The organism is Paenibacillus tundrae (assembly GCF_036884255.1).
Lineage (GTDB): Bacteria > Bacillota > Bacilli > Paenibacillales > Paenibacillaceae > Paenibacillus.
Genome location: NZ_CP145605.1, coordinates 5,049,163 through 5,065,989, shown reverse-complemented (window position 1 = coordinate 5,065,989; position 16,827 = coordinate 5,049,163). Strand labels below are relative to the sequence as shown.

At 47.0% G+C, this 16,827-nt stretch carries 10 protein-coding genes, 9 tRNA genes and 3 rRNA genes; all 22 read left to right on the top strand.

Annotation, left to right across the window (positions count from 1 at the left end; all coding sequences use genetic code 11):
* The first annotated feature begins 243 nt into the window (after window positions 1-243).
* Window positions 244-681 carry an ACT domain-containing protein gene (locus V6W81_RS22775; protein WP_056697934.1) on the top strand — a complete coding sequence of 146 codons (438 nt, stop codon included), beginning with the start codon at window positions 244-246 and terminating at the stop codon, window positions 679-681.
* Window positions 682-784: 103 nt separating this feature from the next.
* Window positions 785-2,071 carry a homoserine dehydrogenase gene (locus V6W81_RS22770; RefSeq protein WP_338540466.1) on the top strand — a complete coding sequence of 429 codons (1,287 nt, stop codon included), beginning with the start codon at window positions 785-787 and terminating at the stop codon, window positions 2,069-2,071.
* Window positions 2,072-2,170: 99 nt separating this feature from the next.
* Complete coding sequence (gene thrC / locus V6W81_RS22765) at window positions 2,171-3,241, top strand: threonine synthase (protein WP_056697925.1); 1,071 nt, start codon at window positions 2,171-2,173, stop codon at window positions 3,239-3,241.
* Window positions 3,238-4,206, top strand: coding sequence for a homoserine kinase (gene thrB / locus V6W81_RS22760; protein ID WP_338540465.1), 969 nt, complete (start codon window positions 3,238-3,240; stop codon window positions 4,204-4,206). The genes thrC and thrB overlap by 4 nt, the downstream gene beginning before the upstream one ends.
* Window positions 4,203-5,084 carry a prephenate dehydratase gene (gene pheA / locus V6W81_RS22755; protein ID WP_056697921.1) on the top strand — a complete coding sequence of 294 codons (882 nt, stop codon included), beginning with the start codon at window positions 4,203-4,205 and terminating at the stop codon, window positions 5,082-5,084. The genes thrB and pheA overlap by 4 nt, the downstream gene beginning before the upstream one ends.
* 143 nt (window positions 5,085-5,227) lie before the next feature.
* Complete coding sequence (gene ilvE / locus V6W81_RS22750) at window positions 5,228-6,112, top strand: branched-chain-amino-acid transaminase (protein WP_056697918.1); 885 nt, start codon at window positions 5,228-5,230, stop codon at window positions 6,110-6,112.
* Between the two features lie 198 nt (window positions 6,113-6,310).
* Entirely contained in the window at window positions 6,311-7,933 is a 1,623-nt protein-coding gene (locus V6W81_RS22745) for a LysM peptidoglycan-binding domain-containing protein (RefSeq protein WP_338540464.1), read from the top strand.
* 560 nt (window positions 7,934-8,493) lie between these two features.
* A 16S ribosomal RNA gene (locus tag V6W81_RS22740) occupies window positions 8,494-10,046 on the top strand.
* A gap of 311 nt (window positions 10,047-10,357) precedes the next feature.
* Window positions 10,358-13,283 (top strand): 23S ribosomal RNA (locus tag V6W81_RS22735).
* 83 nt (window positions 13,284-13,366) lie between these two features.
* Window positions 13,367-13,483: ribosomal RNA gene (rrf, locus tag V6W81_RS22730) — 5S ribosomal RNA — on the top strand.
* Together the 16S, 23S and 5S rRNA genes with 9 tRNA genes alongside form the textbook arrangement of a ribosomal RNA operon.
* An 80-nt stretch (window positions 13,484-13,563) precedes the next feature.
* Window positions 13,564-13,639, top strand: a tRNA-Asn gene (locus V6W81_RS22725).
* Between the two features lie 4 nt (window positions 13,640-13,643).
* A tRNA-Glu gene (locus tag V6W81_RS22720) sits at window positions 13,644-13,715 on the top strand.
* A 122-nt stretch (window positions 13,716-13,837) separates the two neighbouring features.
* Window positions 13,838-13,913 (top strand) — tRNA-Val (locus V6W81_RS22715).
* A 19-nt stretch (window positions 13,914-13,932) separates the two neighbouring features.
* Window positions 13,933-14,006, top strand: a tRNA-Met gene (locus tag V6W81_RS22710).
* Between the two features lie 25 nt (window positions 14,007-14,031).
* Window positions 14,032-14,109, top strand: a tRNA-Asp gene (locus V6W81_RS22705).
* 53 nt (window positions 14,110-14,162) lie between these two features.
* Window positions 14,163-14,237 (top strand) — tRNA-Gly (locus V6W81_RS22700).
* A 4-nt stretch (window positions 14,238-14,241) separates the two neighbouring features.
* Window positions 14,242-14,318 (top strand) — tRNA-Arg (locus V6W81_RS22695).
* Between the two features lie 14 nt (window positions 14,319-14,332).
* Window positions 14,333-14,411 (top strand) — tRNA-Leu (locus tag V6W81_RS22690).
* A 7-nt stretch (window positions 14,412-14,418) separates the two neighbouring features.
* A tRNA-Pro gene (locus tag V6W81_RS22685) sits at window positions 14,419-14,492 on the top strand.
* Between the two features lie 147 nt (window positions 14,493-14,639).
* Window positions 14,640-15,338 carry a BofC C-terminal domain-containing protein gene (locus V6W81_RS22680; protein ID WP_338540463.1) on the top strand — a complete coding sequence of 233 codons (699 nt, stop codon included), beginning with the start codon at window positions 14,640-14,642 and terminating at the stop codon, window positions 15,336-15,338.
* A gap of 372 nt (window positions 15,339-15,710) precedes the next feature.
* On the top strand, window positions 15,711-16,214 hold the full coding sequence (gene ruvC / locus V6W81_RS22675) for a crossover junction endodeoxyribonuclease RuvC (RefSeq protein ID WP_056701196.1): 504 nt from the start codon (window positions 15,711-15,713) through the stop codon (window positions 16,212-16,214).
* Window positions 16,211-16,825, top strand: coding sequence for a Holliday junction branch migration protein RuvA (gene ruvA / locus V6W81_RS22670; protein ID WP_338540462.1), 615 nt, complete (start codon window positions 16,211-16,213; stop codon window positions 16,823-16,825). The genes ruvC and ruvA overlap by 4 nt, the downstream gene beginning before the upstream one ends.
* Window positions 16,826-16,827: the final 2 nt, after the last annotated feature.

Here is a 16,827-nt window from a genome sequence, read left to right as displayed (position 1 = left end):
GTTCTGTGCTTTTTTTGTTTTTTTATATAAATGAAATCAGACATTTACATGAGAACGACGAAGGGCAGAGAAAACAGTGTAGATAGGTTTTAGTTCAATGGATATAACATAAACGTGGGATAAGCTGTATACTGTGAAGAACATATTTTTAAAAAATAGACATGTAATGTATTGCCCTTTTGCGCCACATCCTATATAATGTCCACTATATGAATACATGAGTCTTTGAGGAGAGGACGTTCTGTGAACGAACGCTATTACTTGGTACGTGAAGACATTTTGCCTGAAGCTGTCGTGAAGACGATGCAAGTGAAAGAGCTTCTTGCTGCGGGAGATGTCAAAACGGTGCATGAAGCCGTAGAGCAGGTTGGGTTAAGCCGCAGTGCTTTTTATAAATATAAGGACGGCATTCATTTGATCAATCAATTGGAACGAGAACGAATCGTTACCATTTCCATTGATCTGGAGCATCAGTCTGGAATATTGTCTCGTGTGTTAGGACATGTGGCTGGTTATGGTGCTAACGTTCTTACAATTAATCAGAGTATTCCTCTTCAAGGAAGAGCGAACGTTGTTATTTCGGTAGAAATATCGCATCTTCACGGAGAGATTGGAGACATGTTGGAGCAAATGCAGGAAATGCCTGGTGTTCGTCGCACCCGCATTGTAGGGCAAGGTTAACGAGACGTTATCTTCATAACGTTCAATATAGGTTGAACAAGTTGTTCAGATGTACGACAGTACAGAGGTGACAGCAAGAAGAGATATAGGGGGTATGTCGTTAGTGAAACCAGTAAAAGTAGGATTGTTGGGTTTGGGAACTGTAGGTACAGGGGTCGTTCGCATCGTAGAGGGGAACCAGGAGGATCTGAGCAGTCAGGTCGGCTCTCCCATAGTTATTGAGAAGATTGCTGTAAAGAATACAGAGAAAGATCGCGTTATTGCCGTTGATCGTGCAAAGCTCACAGAAGACCCTTGGGAAGTTATTCGACACCCCGATATCGATGTAATCGTCGAAGTTATGGGTGGGATTGATCAGACGAAAGCGTATATTCTGGAAGCATTGGAGCGCGGCAAGCACATTGTAACAGCTAACAAAGATTTAATGGCTCTGCATGGGTCTGAGATATTGGCGAAGGCACAGGAGAAACAGTGTGACGTATTTTATGAAGCCAGCGTAGCTGGTGGAATTCCCATCATCCGTACTCTAATTGAGGGATTCTCATCGGATCGAATTACTCGAATTATGGGGATCGTGAACGGCACAACGAACTATATTTTGACTAAAATGAGCCAGGAAGGCGCCTCATATGAGGAAGTCTTGGCAGAAGCACAGGCACTTGGCTACGCAGAGACTGACCCTACTTCAGATGTAGAGGGACTCGATGCCGCTCGTAAAATGGCGATATTGAGCACATTAGGTTTTCGTACCAATGTTGAGTTGCAGGATGTAACAGTTCGTGGGATATCATCCGTGACCCGTGAAGATATTACGTATGCTAGAAGACTCGGATATGAAATGAAGCTACTCGGTATTGCTGACCGTCAAGATGACGAGATCACGATTAGTGTTCAGCCTACAATGGTTAGACAGAATCATCCGATTGCCTCCGTTAACGGGGTTTTCAATGCCGTTTATGTTCATGGTGAAGCGGTAGGGGAGACGATGTTCTATGGTGCAGGAGCAGGAGAGCTTCCAACAGCAACTTCTGTTGTAGCTGACATCGTGGCTGTCATCAAAAACCTTAAGCTTGGGGTAAATGGGCTTAAAGCAATCGTACCTTATAAACCTAAACGGCTCCAAAGTGACGAACAGATTTTGTCGAAGAACTTCATCTTGTTGCATGTAGACGATAAGGCAGGGGTACTCGCACAAATCACGCAAATTTTTGCAGAGTATGAGGTGAGTCTGGCATCGGTTGTTCAACAACCTAATGAGACTAACCCTGATGCTGAGATTATTATTGTTACCCATAATGCAAGCAAGGCAAGCATGGACAAGGTGCTTAGGCACTTTGAATCACTTAACGTTATTCGCCGAATTAAGAGTGTATACCGAGTTGAAGGATAACATTCTGCGTTCAATGACAACACATGCACTGATCTATAATGAAATGAATCTATATAGAACCCAATGTGGAACTTTAAACGACAAAGGAGCTTACTTACAATGAGATATCAAGGACTACTGCAAACTTATAAAGAATACCTTCCGGTTAATGAAAATACACCTATGCTTACGCTGCAAGAAGGAAATACACCCCTGGTTCATGCAGAAAATCTGTCTAAAGAACTTGGCTTGAACTTATATTTCAAATATGAAGGCTTGAACCCAAGTGGTTCATTCAAAGACCGTGGTATGGTTATGGCTGTAGCAAAAGCAATGGAAGAAGGAAGTCGCACGATCATGTGTGCTTCAACAGGTAATACGTCTGCTGCTGCTGCTGCCTATGCGGCTCGCGGTGGTTTGAATTGTATCGTGTTGATTCCGAATAACAACATCGCTCTGGGTAAGCTTGCTCAAGCTATGATCTACGGTGCTAAAGTTATTGCGATTAATGGTAACTTTGACCGTGCCTTGGAGATCGTCCGTGAGATCACGGCTAAACATCCTATCACACTTGTAAACTCTGTCAATCCGTTCCGTATTGAAGGACAAAAGACAGCTGCATTTGAAGTGGTAGATCAATTGGGTCAAGCTCCAGATGTATTGGCGATTCCAGTAGGTAATGCGGGGAATATCTCTGCATACTGGAAAGGCTTCAAAGAGTACAAAGAGGCAGGTAAATCGAATTCCTTGCCACGTATGGTTGGTTTTGAGGCTGAGGGTGCTATGGCTATCGTTAAAGGTGAACCGATCCTGGAACCTGAAACAGTGGCTACAGCTATTCGAATTGGTAATCCAGCAAGCTGGAAAACAGCGGTTGCTGCAGCTGAAGAGTCCGGTGGACAGATCAACTACGTAACGGATGAAGAAATATTGACAGCATACCGCACCATTGCGGCTCGTGAAGGTATCTTTGCTGAACCTGCATCTGCTGCCTCGGTCGCAGGAGTATATAAATTGAAACAAGAAGGATACTTTAAAGGTGGAGAGACTGTTGTCTGTGTATTGACAGGTCACGGCTTGAAAGATCCAAATATCGCAATTAAAACAGTAGCAACAGAGCCACTTGTTGTGGAAGATACGGAAGAAGCGGTTATGGCGGCAATTGCACAACTGGAGCAACAGTCCGTATGAGCCTGAAACAAAAAGTTACAGTCAAAGTACCTGCAAGTACAGCAAATTTAGGCCCAGGGTTTGATACCCTGGGTATGGCTTTATCTTTATATGCTTGGCTTGAAATGAAACCTGCTGAGCAGACAACCTTTCATCTGCATGGAGACCATCTAACTGGTTTACCGACGGATAAATCTAACCTGATATACGAGGTTGCGCAGATGGTTTTCAATGAAGCGGGAGTCTCCGTTCCCGAACTGGAGATTTCTATGCTGTCCAATATTCCACTTACACGTGGTTTAGGAAGTAGTGCATCCGCTATTGTTGGTGCTCTAGCCGCAGCTAATGCGTTAATTGGTTCACCTTTATCAGACACGAAGCTCTTGGACATGGCTACTTCGCTAGAGAAACATCCAGACAATGTAGGTGCTTCCTTGTATGGCGGGATTATCGCAGCGGCCTGGGATGGAGATCATGTAGATCATATTCGTATTGAGCCGGCTCAGGATTTAGAAGCGTTAGTGATTGTCCCAGACTTTCAACTATCCACAACCAAAGCGAGAGGTATCATTCCACAGCAATTCGGAATGCCTGATATTGTGCACAACATCAGCAGGTCTTCTCTTTTGGTGGCTGCACTGTCGAGTGGACGCTTAGATATGATTCATAAAGCGATGTCCGATCGTTTGCATCAACCCTACAGAGCTTCATTAGTTCCAGGGATGGCAGAGATTTTGGAGCACGCGGTAGATCACGGGGCTCTTGGTGCTGCATTAAGTGGTGCGGGTCCAACTGTCATTACCTTTGTAGATCGCCATAGTCAACGAAAAAAAGAACTTGAGCAATATTTAATCGATACCATGGGGCGTGAAGGCATTACGGCGACAGCGATGTGGCTTGATCCGGATCTCGATGGTGTCACGGTGTTGCCTGATCAAGACGACACACCTTTTTTGCACAGAGTTAAAGGAGACGTTAAAGCATGAAACGAATTGCAGTATTGCCAGAAGGTTCAGTCTCCCATGAAGCAGTCGATTTCCTGTTTAATGGTGAACCGTTAGAATTGCTTCACTCCAAACTCATTTCAGATGTTTTCCGTGCGACAGATAGCGGGAATTCTCAATATAGCGTCATTCCAATCGAGAATACGATTGAAGGCTCGGTTAGTCTACATATGGACTGGCTCGTTAATGAAGTGGATATTGCGATGCAAGCTGAATGGGTATACCCATCAATTCAGAATGTTATCGGACATGGCTCGGAGTTTAGGAACGATGAGGGTGGATATGATTTTGGAAAAATCACCAAGCTCATGTCTCATCCGGTAGCCATCCCGCAGTGCCAGAACTTCATTCGTACACATTCTCCTGATGCGGATCTTGAGGGAGTGAACAGTACAGCTGAGGCGGTGGAACTGGTTAAGAAGAACCCAGGTAAAGGCTGGGCTGCGATTGGTACAAGATTAGCCGCTCAGAAGCATGGCTTGGATATTATGGCTGAGCGAGTTACTGATCATGACAATAACTACACTCGTTTTGTTTTGATTGGTCATGAGCCTGTTCAGATTCCCCGTGAACCGGATCATGTAAAGACGAGTCTATTGGTTACATTACCTGAGGATGCACCTGGTGCCCTTCATCAGGTGTTGTCCGCGTTTGCTTGGCGTAAGCTGAATCTGACCAGGCTCGAATCGCGTCCAACGAAGAAGCGGCTTGGCAGTTATTATTTTTATATTGATGTAAAAGAAGCTGTTGATTCTGTGCTGCTGACGGCAGCGATGGCAGAGATCGAGGCTTTGAATTGCCAGGTGCGTGTCCTTGGAAGTTATCCTTGTTTTACTTATCCCTCTTTGAAAACAACCTAAACATGGGCTGGATTAATAGAGGTTGGGACTAAAAATGGGGTAATTCTCACACGTGAATGCTTGTCAATTGTTGTACAATAAGTGAATCTGATGATATTTTTCGTGAGTGAAGGATAGGACATTTAACGGAGGTGCAGTCATCCATGTCAGAACAGTGGATTTATTTGGACGGTCAATTTGTGACCAAGGAGAACGCAACTGTTTCGGTATATGATCATGGTTTTTTGTATGGAGATGGGATTTTCGAAGGTATCCGGATATATAACGGAAACATTTTTAGATGCAAGGCGCATTTGGATCGATTGTATGATTCAGCCAAATCCATTAATCTAAACATCCCTCTGTCTTATGAAGAAATGTTAGACGTGATGGCTGAAACAGTACGTCGTAACGATATGCGCAATGGTTATATTCGTTTAATTGTTTCGCGGGGTCCTGGGAACTTGGGATTAGATCCGCTGCGTTGTCCAAAAGCATCTGTGATTATTATTGTGGAGCAATTGGCCATCTATCCAGAAGAAGCTTATCTTACTGGTTTGAAAGCTGTATCTGTCTCCCAACGTCGTAATATTCCGGACGCACTTAATCCCAAAATTAAATCGTTGAACTATCTTAATAACGTACTTGTCAAAATCCAGTCCAACTATGCAGGTGCTGGTGAAGCGATCATGTTGAACTCTCAAGGTTATGTTACTGAAGGTTCTAGCGATAACATTTTTATTATCAAAAATGGGGTTGTCTACACACCGCCTTGTTATCTTGGTGCCTTGGAAGGGATTACGCGCCAGGCAATTATTGATCTATGTGGTGAACTGAACATCGAGCTGAAAGAGATTCCGTTTACCCTCCATGATGTCTACATCGCGGATGAGGTCTTCTTCACAGGTACGGCTGCAGAAGTTATCGCTGCTTATGAAGTTGATGGAAGAACAATCGGTTCAGGCGTTGCAGGTCCGATCACATTAAAACTTCTTGAAGCGTTCCGACAAATTGTGGACAAAGACGGATACAAAGTTTGGGAAGCCTAAACAACGAATACAGCTGAATATAGAACGTGAAATCCTTCTGATCTATCAGGGATCGTCATACCCCAAAGTATGCGGTTTTTGAAGAGAGAAGGATTTTTTTTGTTTAGGTGATGTCATTAGCCTAGTTTCTGCATAGGATGTAGTAACGGTATGGGCGAATGCACTGCCCAAGTATCACGTCTAGGAGGTTAGTTCCCAGTGAAAATACACATGGTGAAAAAAGGCGACACATTGTACCTGCTGTCCCAAAAATATAATGTGGCGCTCGACAAAATTATTGCGGCCAATCCGCAAATCAGCGATCCGGATAAGCTGGATATTGGGATGAAGGTGAAGATTCCTGCTGCACCTGTAACACCCAAACCTGAGGGAGTATTGCACAGTCATAAAGTTCAACAAGGAGATTCGTTGTGGAAGTTATCGCAGGCATGGGGCGTCCCGCTGAAGGATATGATTAATGCCAATCCACAATTGAAAAACCCAAATGCACTTCTGGTGGGGGAGACAGTATACATTCCTTCCATGCAAGTTCAGGGCAACACAGGAACTGAGAACGGAGCGAGTAATGTTGCAGCTCATGAAAAGCTCTCTCCTGAGGGAAAAGAATATACGGGTGTAAAAGAGGAGCCGGTAACACCGGAAGCTCCAGTACCATCATCCCCACCACCTACACCGGTAGTGCCCGAACCGATCAAAGAACAGCCTGCTCCAACGCCTAAGCCGGCTAATCCCGTGCCACCTAATGTAATGCCTGAACTGGAAGTGCTACCTCAGTTACCTGAAATTCCAGAAGTTAAGCCAACGAAGGAGCCGGAGAAAAAAGAAAACCTTGCGCCAACGGCACAAGTAAAGCCTCTTCCAGAAGCTCCGAAGTATACAATGCCGAATCTGTCACCTGAAATTATGCCTTTGCCAGCTATACCGAATACAAAAGCTCCAGTTGAAGTGTCACCTGCGACCAAATCTCCATGTGGTTGTGGAAGTAAACTTCACCATGCACCAGCAGAATACCCATATACCCAGGTTCCTGTACCTGCACAAGAGGTGTATACTGCGCAACAAGCAACGTATATTGCTGGGTATAGTAACAATGCTGGTTTCCCAGGGATAACGGATATAAGTCCATATGAGGTGCAACACTTATCATCCAATAATGAACCTGATTTTAATCATAACAATGCAATGCCGAATTCCGCTCCAATGGTGGCTAATAATGCATATCCGCAAGCACCTTCTGCTCAAGTGAATAGCCCGTTCCCATCTTTCGCCGCGGAGCATGCCATGAATCAGCCGCCATTTATCTCTCCTTATTCGGTACTTCCATATCCGCCATGTGGATGTGGAGGACATACACATGCGCCAAATTATGGTCACGTAGCTCCAGGGTACAATGATCCTGCTTGGGGAATGTATAGTCCATATGGCGGGCATCCCAATATGGCTCCACCTGCAGTTCCGTATCAACCCGTTGAGTACGCATATCAAAATCCATATCCATCACAAAATATGGTGCCGCCATCCCCACTAGGCGCTTTTGGTGAACTATATCCATCCCAAGAGCACGCTGGGGGTAAGAAAAGTGGTCGTGAGGAAGCTAATCTTAGTCAGACCAACTTCGAAGGTGGAGAAAATGACAACAATGGTGATAAAGCGAAACAAACGGCAGGGAAAAGTGGGGTAGCGAAACGCAGAACTGCCAAGCCAGCAGGCAAAAGAACTTCTAAAGTATCGGTATCTTCCAAAGAAGCTGAAGCTCGTAAAACGAAAACAAACAAACGCAGCTCAACTAAAAGCCGTCGTAATCCCTGGATTCAGCAATAAGGGTGGTCAACGATTAATGAGATAAGGGTTTGATTTAGTTCAAATAAAGAGAGTCAACCGTTAGGGGTTGGCTCTCTTTGACTATGCGTTGAAAATCACTTTGAGAGAGCAAGTATTATAGAAGATTAGAGAAGGATAAAAAAACATTATCATGTGTCAGAATGTATTAAAGTGAACACTTAAATAAATTGAAGAAAAATGTAAATCAATTGGAAAACCTGCTGCAACTATGATAGAATAATGACTACGCGATAACGATGTAGTTTTTAAGAGTTAATGAGGTGTTCAGGAGACTGAATCTACTAAATTAATAAATTATAAAAAAACTGTTGCATTGGATTCGTCGATATGATATATTATTTAAGTCGCCGCTGAAACACAGCGTTGACGCGAAAAAAAAGTTTGATCTTTGAAAACTGAACAACGAGTGAGTAATGGTCTTGCTTGCAAGATCGACGCTGAGAAATCGGTACATGTCTTCGGACTGGATGGTTTCGAAGCACAAATGAGATTTTTAATCTCGTCAGATTCAAAATGAGCTAATCGCTCTTTTCAATACTTTATTGGAGAGTTTGATCCTGGCTCAGGACGAACGCTGGCGGCATGCCTAATACATGCAAGTCGAGCGGACTTGAAGAGAAGCTTGCTTCTCTGATGGTTAGCGGCGGACGGGTGAGTAACACGTAGGCAACCTGCCCTCAAGCTTGGGACAACTACCGGAAACGGTAGCTAATACCGAATACTTGTTTTCTTCGCCTGAAGGAAACTGGAAAGATGGAGCAATCTATCACTTGAGGATGGGCCTGCGGCGCATTAGCTAGTTGGTGAGGTAACGGCTCACCAAGGCGACGATGCGTAGCCGACCTGAGAGGGTGATCGGCCACACTGGGACTGAGACACGGCCCAGACTCCTACGGGAGGCAGCAGTAGGGAATCTTCCGCAATGGGCGAAAGCCTGACGGAGCAATGCCGCGTGAGTGATGAAGGTTTTCGGATCGTAAAGCTCTGTTGCCAGGGAAGAACGCTTAGGAGAGTAACTGCTCCTGAGGTGACGGTACCTGAGAAGAAAGCCCCGGCTAACTACGTGCCAGCAGCCGCGGTAATACGTAGGGGGCAAGCGTTGTCCGGAATTATTGGGCGTAAAGCGCGCGCAGGCGGTCATTTAAGTCTGGTGTTTAATCCCGGGGCTCAACCCCGGATCGCACTGGAAACTGGGTGACTTGAGTGCAGAAGAGGAGAGTGGAATTCCACGTGTAGCGGTGAAATGCGTAGATATGTGGAGGAACACCAGTGGCGAAGGCGACTCTCTGGGCTGTAACTGACGCTGAGGCGCGAAAGCGTGGGGAGCAAACAGGATTAGATACCCTGGTAGTCCACGCCGTAAACGATGAGTGCTAGGTGTTAGGGGTTTCGATACCCTTGGTGCCGAAGTTAACACATTAAGCACTCCGCCTGGGGAGTACGGTCGCAAGACTGAAACTCAAAGGAATTGACGGGGACCCGCACAAGCAGTGGAGTATGTGGTTTAATTCGAAGCAACGCGAAGAACCTTACCAGGTCTTGACATCTGAATGACCGGTGCAGAGATGTACCTTTCCTTCGGGACATTCAAGACAGGTGGTGCATGGTTGTCGTCAGCTCGTGTCGTGAGATGTTGGGTTAAGTCCCGCAACGAGCGCAACCCTTATATTTAGTTGCCAGCACTTCGGGTGGGCACTCTAGATAGACTGCCGGTGACAAACCGGAGGAAGGTGGGGATGACGTCAAATCATCATGCCCCTTATGACCTGGGCTACACACGTACTACAATGGCCGGTACAACGGGCTGCGAAACCGCGAGGTGGAGCCAATCCCAACAAAGCCGGTCTCAGTTCGGATTGCAGGCTGCAACTCGCCTGCATGAAGTCGGAATTGCTAGTAATCGCGGATCAGCATGCCGCGGTGAATACGTTCCCGGGTCTTGTACACACCGCCCGTCACACCACGAGAGTTTATAACACCCGAAGTCGGTGGGGTAACCGCAAGGAGCCAGCCGCCGAAGGTGGGATAGATGATTGGGGTGAAGTCGTAACAAGGTAGCCGTATCGGAAGGTGCGGCTGGATCACCTCCTTTCTATGGAGAATCGTTTCCCGTAGCGGAAACATTCAAATATGCAGCTTAGCTGCAAACTTGCTCACTCGTTGCTCAGTTTTGAGAGCTCAAACTCTCAAACAGCTTGCTTTTGCATGGAGCTTGTTCTTTGAAAACTAGATATCGAAACGAACGAAAATGCGAATTAGAACATTCCTTTTTAGCTGAACTTGTGCAAACAAGTTTCAATAAAAACGGTAGTTAAATTGCTTTTGCGAGGGTTTCGAGTGGGAGCGACTTTTGGCTTTGCGCAAGCAAAACAAGGGAAGCGAGCAGTCGAACCGGAGCAATATGGTTAAGCTACTAAGAGCACACGGAGGATGCCTAGGCGCTAGGAGCCGATGAAGGACGTGGCGAACAACGAAACTGCCTCGGGGAGCTGTAAGCAAGCTTTGATCCGGGGGTGTCCGAATGGGGAAACCCAGCTGGGGTAATTTCCAGTTACTCATAACTGAATACATAGGTTATGTAGAGGCATACCAGGGGAACTGAAACATCTAAGTACCTTGAGGAAGAGAAAACAATAGTGATTCCGTCAGTAGCGGCGAGCGAACGCGGAGAAGCCCAAACCAGAGAGCTTGCTCTTTGGGGTTGTGGGACGTCTCACATGGAGTTACAAAGGAACCGGTTAAACGAAGAGGTCTGGAAAGGCCCGCCAAAGAAGGTAAAAGCCCTGTAATTGAAAGTTGGTTCCCTCCGAGACGGATCCCGAGTAGTGCGGGGCACGTGAAACCCCGTATGAATCTGGCAGGACCATCTGCCAAGGCTAAATACTTCCTAGCGACCGATAGTGAAGCAGTACCGTGAGGGAAAGGTGAAAAGCACCCCGGAAGGGGAGTGAAATAGAACCTGAAACCGTGTGCTTACAAAAAGTCAGAGCCCGTTTTAGGGGTGATGGCGTGCCTTTTGTAGAATGAACCGGCGAGTTACGTTCCCGTGCAAGGTTAAGGTGAAGAGCCGGAGCCGCAGCGAAAGCGAGTCTGAATAGGGCGGTGTAGTACGTGGACGTAGACCCGAAACCGGGTGATCTACCCCTGTCCAGGGTGAAGGTGCGGTAACACGCACTGGAGGCCCGAACCCACGCACGTTGAAAAGTGCGGGGATGAGGTGGGGGTAGCGGAGAAATTCCAATCGAACTCGGAGATAGCTGGTTCTCCCCGAAATAGCTTTAGGGCTAGCCTCGGAAAACAGAGTCGTGGAGGTAGAGCACTGATTGGGTGCGGGGCCCGCAAGGGTTACCAAGCTCAGTCAAACTCCGAATGCCATAGACTTACTTCCGGGAGTCAGACAGTGAGTGCTAAGATCCATTGTCAAAAGGGAAACAGCCCAGACCATCAGCTAAGGTCCCCAAGTGTGTGTTAAGTGGGAAAGGATGTGGAGTTGCACAGACAACCAGGATGTTGGCTTAGAAGCAGCCACCATTTAAAGAGTGCGTAATAGCTCACTGGTCGAGTGACTCTGCGCCGAAAATGTAACGGGGCTAAACACACCACCGAAGCTATGGCTTGATGCTTTGCATCAGGGGTAGGGGAGCGTTGTATAAGGGTTGAAGGTGTACCGTAAGGAGCGCTGGACATTATACAAGTGAGAATGCCGGTATGAGTAACGAAAAGATCAGTGAGAATCTGATCCGCCGAAAGCCTAAGGGTTCCTGAGGAAGGCTCGTCCACTCAGGGTAAGTCGGGACCTAAGGCGAGGCCGAAAGGCGTAGTCGAAGGACAACAGGTCGAAATTCCTGTACCACCGTAAGCCGTTATGAGCAATGGGAGGACGCAGTAGGGTAGTGACGCAGGCTGATGGATGCCTGTCCAAGCAGTGAGGCTGATGTGTAGGCAAATCCGCACATCGTAAGGCTGGGCTGTGATGGGGAGTGAAAATTACAGTAGCGAAGGTCATGATCTCACACTGCCAAGAAAAGTCTCTAGCCAGGTGATGGTGCCCGTACCGCAAACCGACACAGGTAGGCGAGAAGAGAATTCTAAGGCGCGCGGAAGAACTCTCGTTAAGGAACTCGGCAAAATGACCCCGTAACTTCGGGAGAAGGGGTGCCCCGGTAGTGTGAATAGCACGAGGGGGCCGCAGTGAAAAGGCCCAAGCGACTGTTTAGCAAAAACACAGGTCTGTGCGAAGCCGTAAGGCGAAGTATACGGGCTGACGCCTGCCCGGTGCTGGAAGGTTAAGGGGAGCGGTTAGGAGCAATCCGAAGCTGTGAACCGAAGCCCCAGTAAACGGCGGCCGTAACTATAACGGTCCTAAGGTAGCGAAATTCCTTGTCAGGTAAATTCTGACCCGCACGAATGGCGTAACGACTTGGGCGCTGTCTCAACGAGAGATCCGGTGAAATTTTAATACCTGTGAAGATGCAGGTTACCCGCGACAAGACGGAAAGACCCCATGGAGCTTTACTGCAGCTTGATATTGAATTTGGGTACGATCTGTACAGGATAGGTGGGAGCCTTTGAAACCGGAGCGCCAGCTTCGGTGGAGGCACCGTTGGGATACCACCCTGATCGTATCTAGGTTCTAACCTGGTACCGTAATCCGGTGCGGGGACAGTGTCAGGTGGGCAGTTTGACTGGGGCGGTCGCCTCCTAAAGAGTAACGGAGGCGCCCAAAGGTTCCCTCAGAATGGTTGGAAATCATTCGAAGAGTGCAAAGGCATAAGGGAGCTTGACTGCGAGACCTACAAGTCGAGCAGGGACGAAAGTCGGGCTTAGTGATCCGGTGGTACCGCATGGAAGGGCCATCGCTCAACGGATAAAAGCTACCCTGGGGATAACAGGCTTATCTCCCCCAAGAGTCCACATCGACGGGGAGGTTTGGCACCTCGATGTCGGCTCATCGCATCCTGGGGCTGAAGTAGGTCCCAAGGGTTGGGCTGTTCGCCCATTAAAGCGGTACGCGAGCTGGGTTCAGAACGTCGTGAGACAGTTCGGTCCCTATCTGTCGTGGGCGTAGGAAATTTGAGAGGAGCTGTCCTTAGTACGAGAGGACCGGGATGGACGTACCGCTGGTGTACCAGTTGTTCCGCCAGGAGCACCGCTGGGTAGCTATGTACGGACGGGATAAGCGCTGAAAGCATCTAAGCGTGAAGCCCCCCTCAAGATGAGATTTCCCAGTATGTAAGACCCCTTGAAGACGACGAGGTAGATAGGCTGGGGGTGGAAGTGCAGTAATGCATGGAGCTGACCAGTACTAATCGGTCGAGGGCTTATCCAATTAGCAAATTTCTACATCGCAGACTTTCGTTTCGAATCTAGTTTTCAGAGAACAACACTCTGAAATGTAAGCTAAGCTATGCGTTTGGTGGCGATGGCGGAGGGGTTCCACACGTACCCATCCCGAACACGACCGTTAAGCCCTCTAGCGCCGATGGTACTTGGACCGCAGGGTCCTGGGAGAGTAGGACGCCGCCAAGCAAATTTTTCTTACATAGATACAAGTTTTGCTTGTGGACATTGTATGATGAATTACACTTGCTTTTGCAAATGTATATTATTCCCTGATAGCTCAGTTGGTAGAGCACTCGACTGTTAATCGAGTTGTCACAGGTTCGAGCCCTGTTCGGGGAGCCAGTAAGGCCCGTTGGTCAAGGGGTTAAGACACCTCCCTTTCACGGAGGTAACAGGGGTTCGAATCCCCTACGGGTCATAGCAATATCTATTGCTTCAACAAGGGATGAGAATCCCAAAGGTTCGTCGGAGGATAAGATTCGTTAGCACTGCTTCGCAGTCTCGAACGAAGTGAGAGTATCCCCTACGGGTCATATAGATGGAGGCTTAGCTCAGCTGGGAGAGCATCTGCCTTACAAGCAGAGGGTCGGGGGTTCGATCCCCTCAGCCTCCACCATATATACTTTTTCTAACGACGCGGGGTGGAGCAGCCCGGTAGCTCGTCGGGCTCATAACCCGAAGGCCGCAGGTTCAAATCCTGCCCCCGCAATTATACTTTCTCACGAAAGTGATCTGGAACCGTGGTGTAGTTGGCCTAACATGCCTGCCTGTCACGCAGGAGATCGCGGGTTCGAATCCCGTCGGTTCCGCCATTTAAGTTTTTGTTTCATGGATGAGAGTCCAGTTTATTTTCACCTTACCGTATGCGGAAGTGGCTCAGCGGTAGAGCATCGCCTTGCCAAGGCGAGGGTCGCGGGTTCGATTCCCGTCTTCCGCTCCAATTTGCGCCCTTAGCTCAGCTGGATAGAGCGTTTGACTACGAATCAAAAGGCCGGGAGTTCGAATCTCTCAGGGCGCGCCATTATAACTTCATATGCCGGCGTGGCGGAATGGCAGACGCGCTCGACTCAAAATCGAGTGGGAAACCGTGGAGGTTCGAGTCCTCTCGCCGGTATACATAACGGGATGTAGCTCAGCTTGGTAGAGCACCTGGTTTGGGACCAGGGGGTCGCATGTTCAAATCGTGTCATCCCGATCTAAGAAAGCAGATTATCTAATATAGATAATCTGCTTTTTGCTTTGTGTAAATAATATGAGTGATGTTTAAATGTAGGTTTGAATGTGCATAAACGGTAACCCTTTCGGTCACACTAGGTTAAAAAAAGTGATAGAAGGGGTTCAGGTGAACACGTTTAAATTAAAGAAACAATTCAAAAGGCGTTGGCGACGTTGGAAACGAACTGCATGGATGAGTCTAGCCTTAGTCGCTGTAACGATACTAGCGTATAGTGGACTGTCTATCTCTTCTCATATTCAACGTTTATTAACAACTGATTTTAGTGAGACCGTCACTGTCATGGGGACAGCTCCTATAGAAGCGAATCGTTCGGAAGCAGAGGTACAGGCTATAGTACAACAACTAGGATCTACTACACCTGATGACTTAACTGCTGTTGTATTGGAAGTCCACTATGTTTGTGGAGTCGAGACTGAGCAATTAGGCAAAATGACTGCTTCACAAGTCGAAGTGTTATTACTCCAACATCCTGAATGGGATGCAGAAGTTGCGGGAGATGGTTTACGGGTTAAGCAGCAGGTTGATGATCTTTCTCCTCTATGCAAAGAGCAGGCTTATATTAGCATCGATGCATTGGGGAATCTGAATTTGTACGAAGGTCACCCTACAGAAGACAAAGTAATCCGTACTTTTTTTCAAATGGATGTTGGGTCACTTGAGTCTTCATTGCCTGAGGGAGTATGGGAGCAGCTGCAGCAAGGAATTCGAGTACAAGACAAAGATGAATATAACAGTGTGATTTCGACATTTAGCGATTATGCGGTTGATCGAGCTTCTGAAGAAGTTATTCTAAATGGCGGTTGACTCAATAAAGTTTTTGAAGAGAATTAAATTGAAGACAGGTTATAGGTTTGCTGGAGAAGGGCATCGAAGTGATGTCCTTTTTGTCGTGTGTTGACTGATCGTAGGGAAATAAATAAGCCCTTAGGGGTTGCGTGATACCTTCCTGTTAAGAGGTTTAGGGCTTTGCTAGACCTTGGATACCAGAGGATGGGAAATGTTTTGTGACATCTTTATAGGTAAAGCGACAAGGTTTTCTAAGACTCCACAGGAGTGTGAACGATAGATTTTATGAGGATTAAATTGTAGTCAAAGTTTCCTGCCGCAGGGTCTTTCTTTTTGTTATAATGAAATGAACGATACATATGTTCGCTTTATTGTAAGGGAGAGATGGGTTTGCGTTTTTTGGGGATAGACCCGGGAATTGCGATTGTTGGGTTTGGTTTTGTGGATAAGATCGGTAGTAAAGTGGTTCCTGTACAATATGGCTGTATTCAGACAGAAGCTCATACACCTGAAGAGGAACGGTTGCTTCACGTATATGAAGGTATGGTGCAGCTCATCGATAAATATAAACCAGATGCCGTCGCACTGGAGAAACTTTTCTTCAATCGGAACGTTACAACAGCGATGTCCGTCAGTCAGGCCAGAGGGGTAATGGTTCTGGCTGCTGCACAGAAAGGGCTACCTATTGCTGAGTACACACCGATGCAGATTAAACAGGCGATTGTAGGATACGGCAAAGCGGAGAAACGTCAAGTGCAAGAGATGGTTAAAATGTTTTTGCGGTTACAGGCGATTCCTAAGCCAGATGACGTAGCAGATGCGTTGGCAGTAGCCGTATGTCATGCACATTCTTATACATTAAATTCGAAGTTAAATGAGGTATTGCGAAAATGATTGATTTTCTTAGAGGACAGTTCGTGCATGTGGAGAATGAATATATTGTGCTTGATGTTCAAGGTGTGGGCTATCGTGTATTTTGTCCTAACCCATATGCGTTCGCGAAACAAGAAGGTGAGATCATGGTCTATACCCATCATCATGTGCGTGAAGATGCCATGTTGTTATATGGTTTTGTTACAAGAGAAGAACAGCGCTTGTTTCGTAAGTTGATCGAGGTGTCTGGTATTGGACCACGAGTCGCCCTGGGCATTTTGGCAGGAGGCACACCTGATCATGTCGTTACAGCGATTTACCAAGAGAATCTGACATTCCTAACCAAACTACCGGGAATCGGTAAAAAGACAGCTCAGCGTATGATTTTGGATCTGAAGGATAAGCTGGACGGATTCGGTGCTGCCGCGTATGCAACAGGTTTATTTGCTCCTCCTTCAGAAGAAGCAGGAAGCGGCTCATCTTGGGATGAGGCACGTGATGGTCTTAAAGCGCTTGGTTACACAGACAGCGAGTTGGATAAAGTATGGCTCAAGCTGAAAAAAGATGTTACATCTGCCGATTCGGTTGATGTGTTGATGAAACGAGCACTGCAAATGCTATTCACTGGATAACT

Excerpts from the sequence above, each read along its gene's own strand:
- pheA (WP_056697921.1), top strand. The coding sequence starts at position 4,203 with ATGAAACGAATTGCAGTATTGCCAGAAGGTTCAGTCTCCCATGAAGCA.
- ilvE (WP_056697918.1), top strand. The coding sequence starts at position 5,228 with ATGTCAGAACAGTGGATTTATTTGGACGGTCAATTTGTGACCAAGGAG.
- thrC (WP_056697925.1), top strand. The coding sequence starts at position 2,171 with ATGAGATATCAAGGACTACTGCAAACTTATAAAGAATACCTTCCGGTT.
- ruvA (WP_338540462.1), top strand. The coding sequence starts at position 16,211 with ATGATTGATTTTCTTAGAGGACAGTTCGTGCATGTGGAGAATGAATAT.
- thrB (WP_338540465.1), top strand. The coding sequence starts at position 3,238 with ATGAGCCTGAAACAAAAAGTTACAGTCAAAGTACCTGCAAGTACAGCA.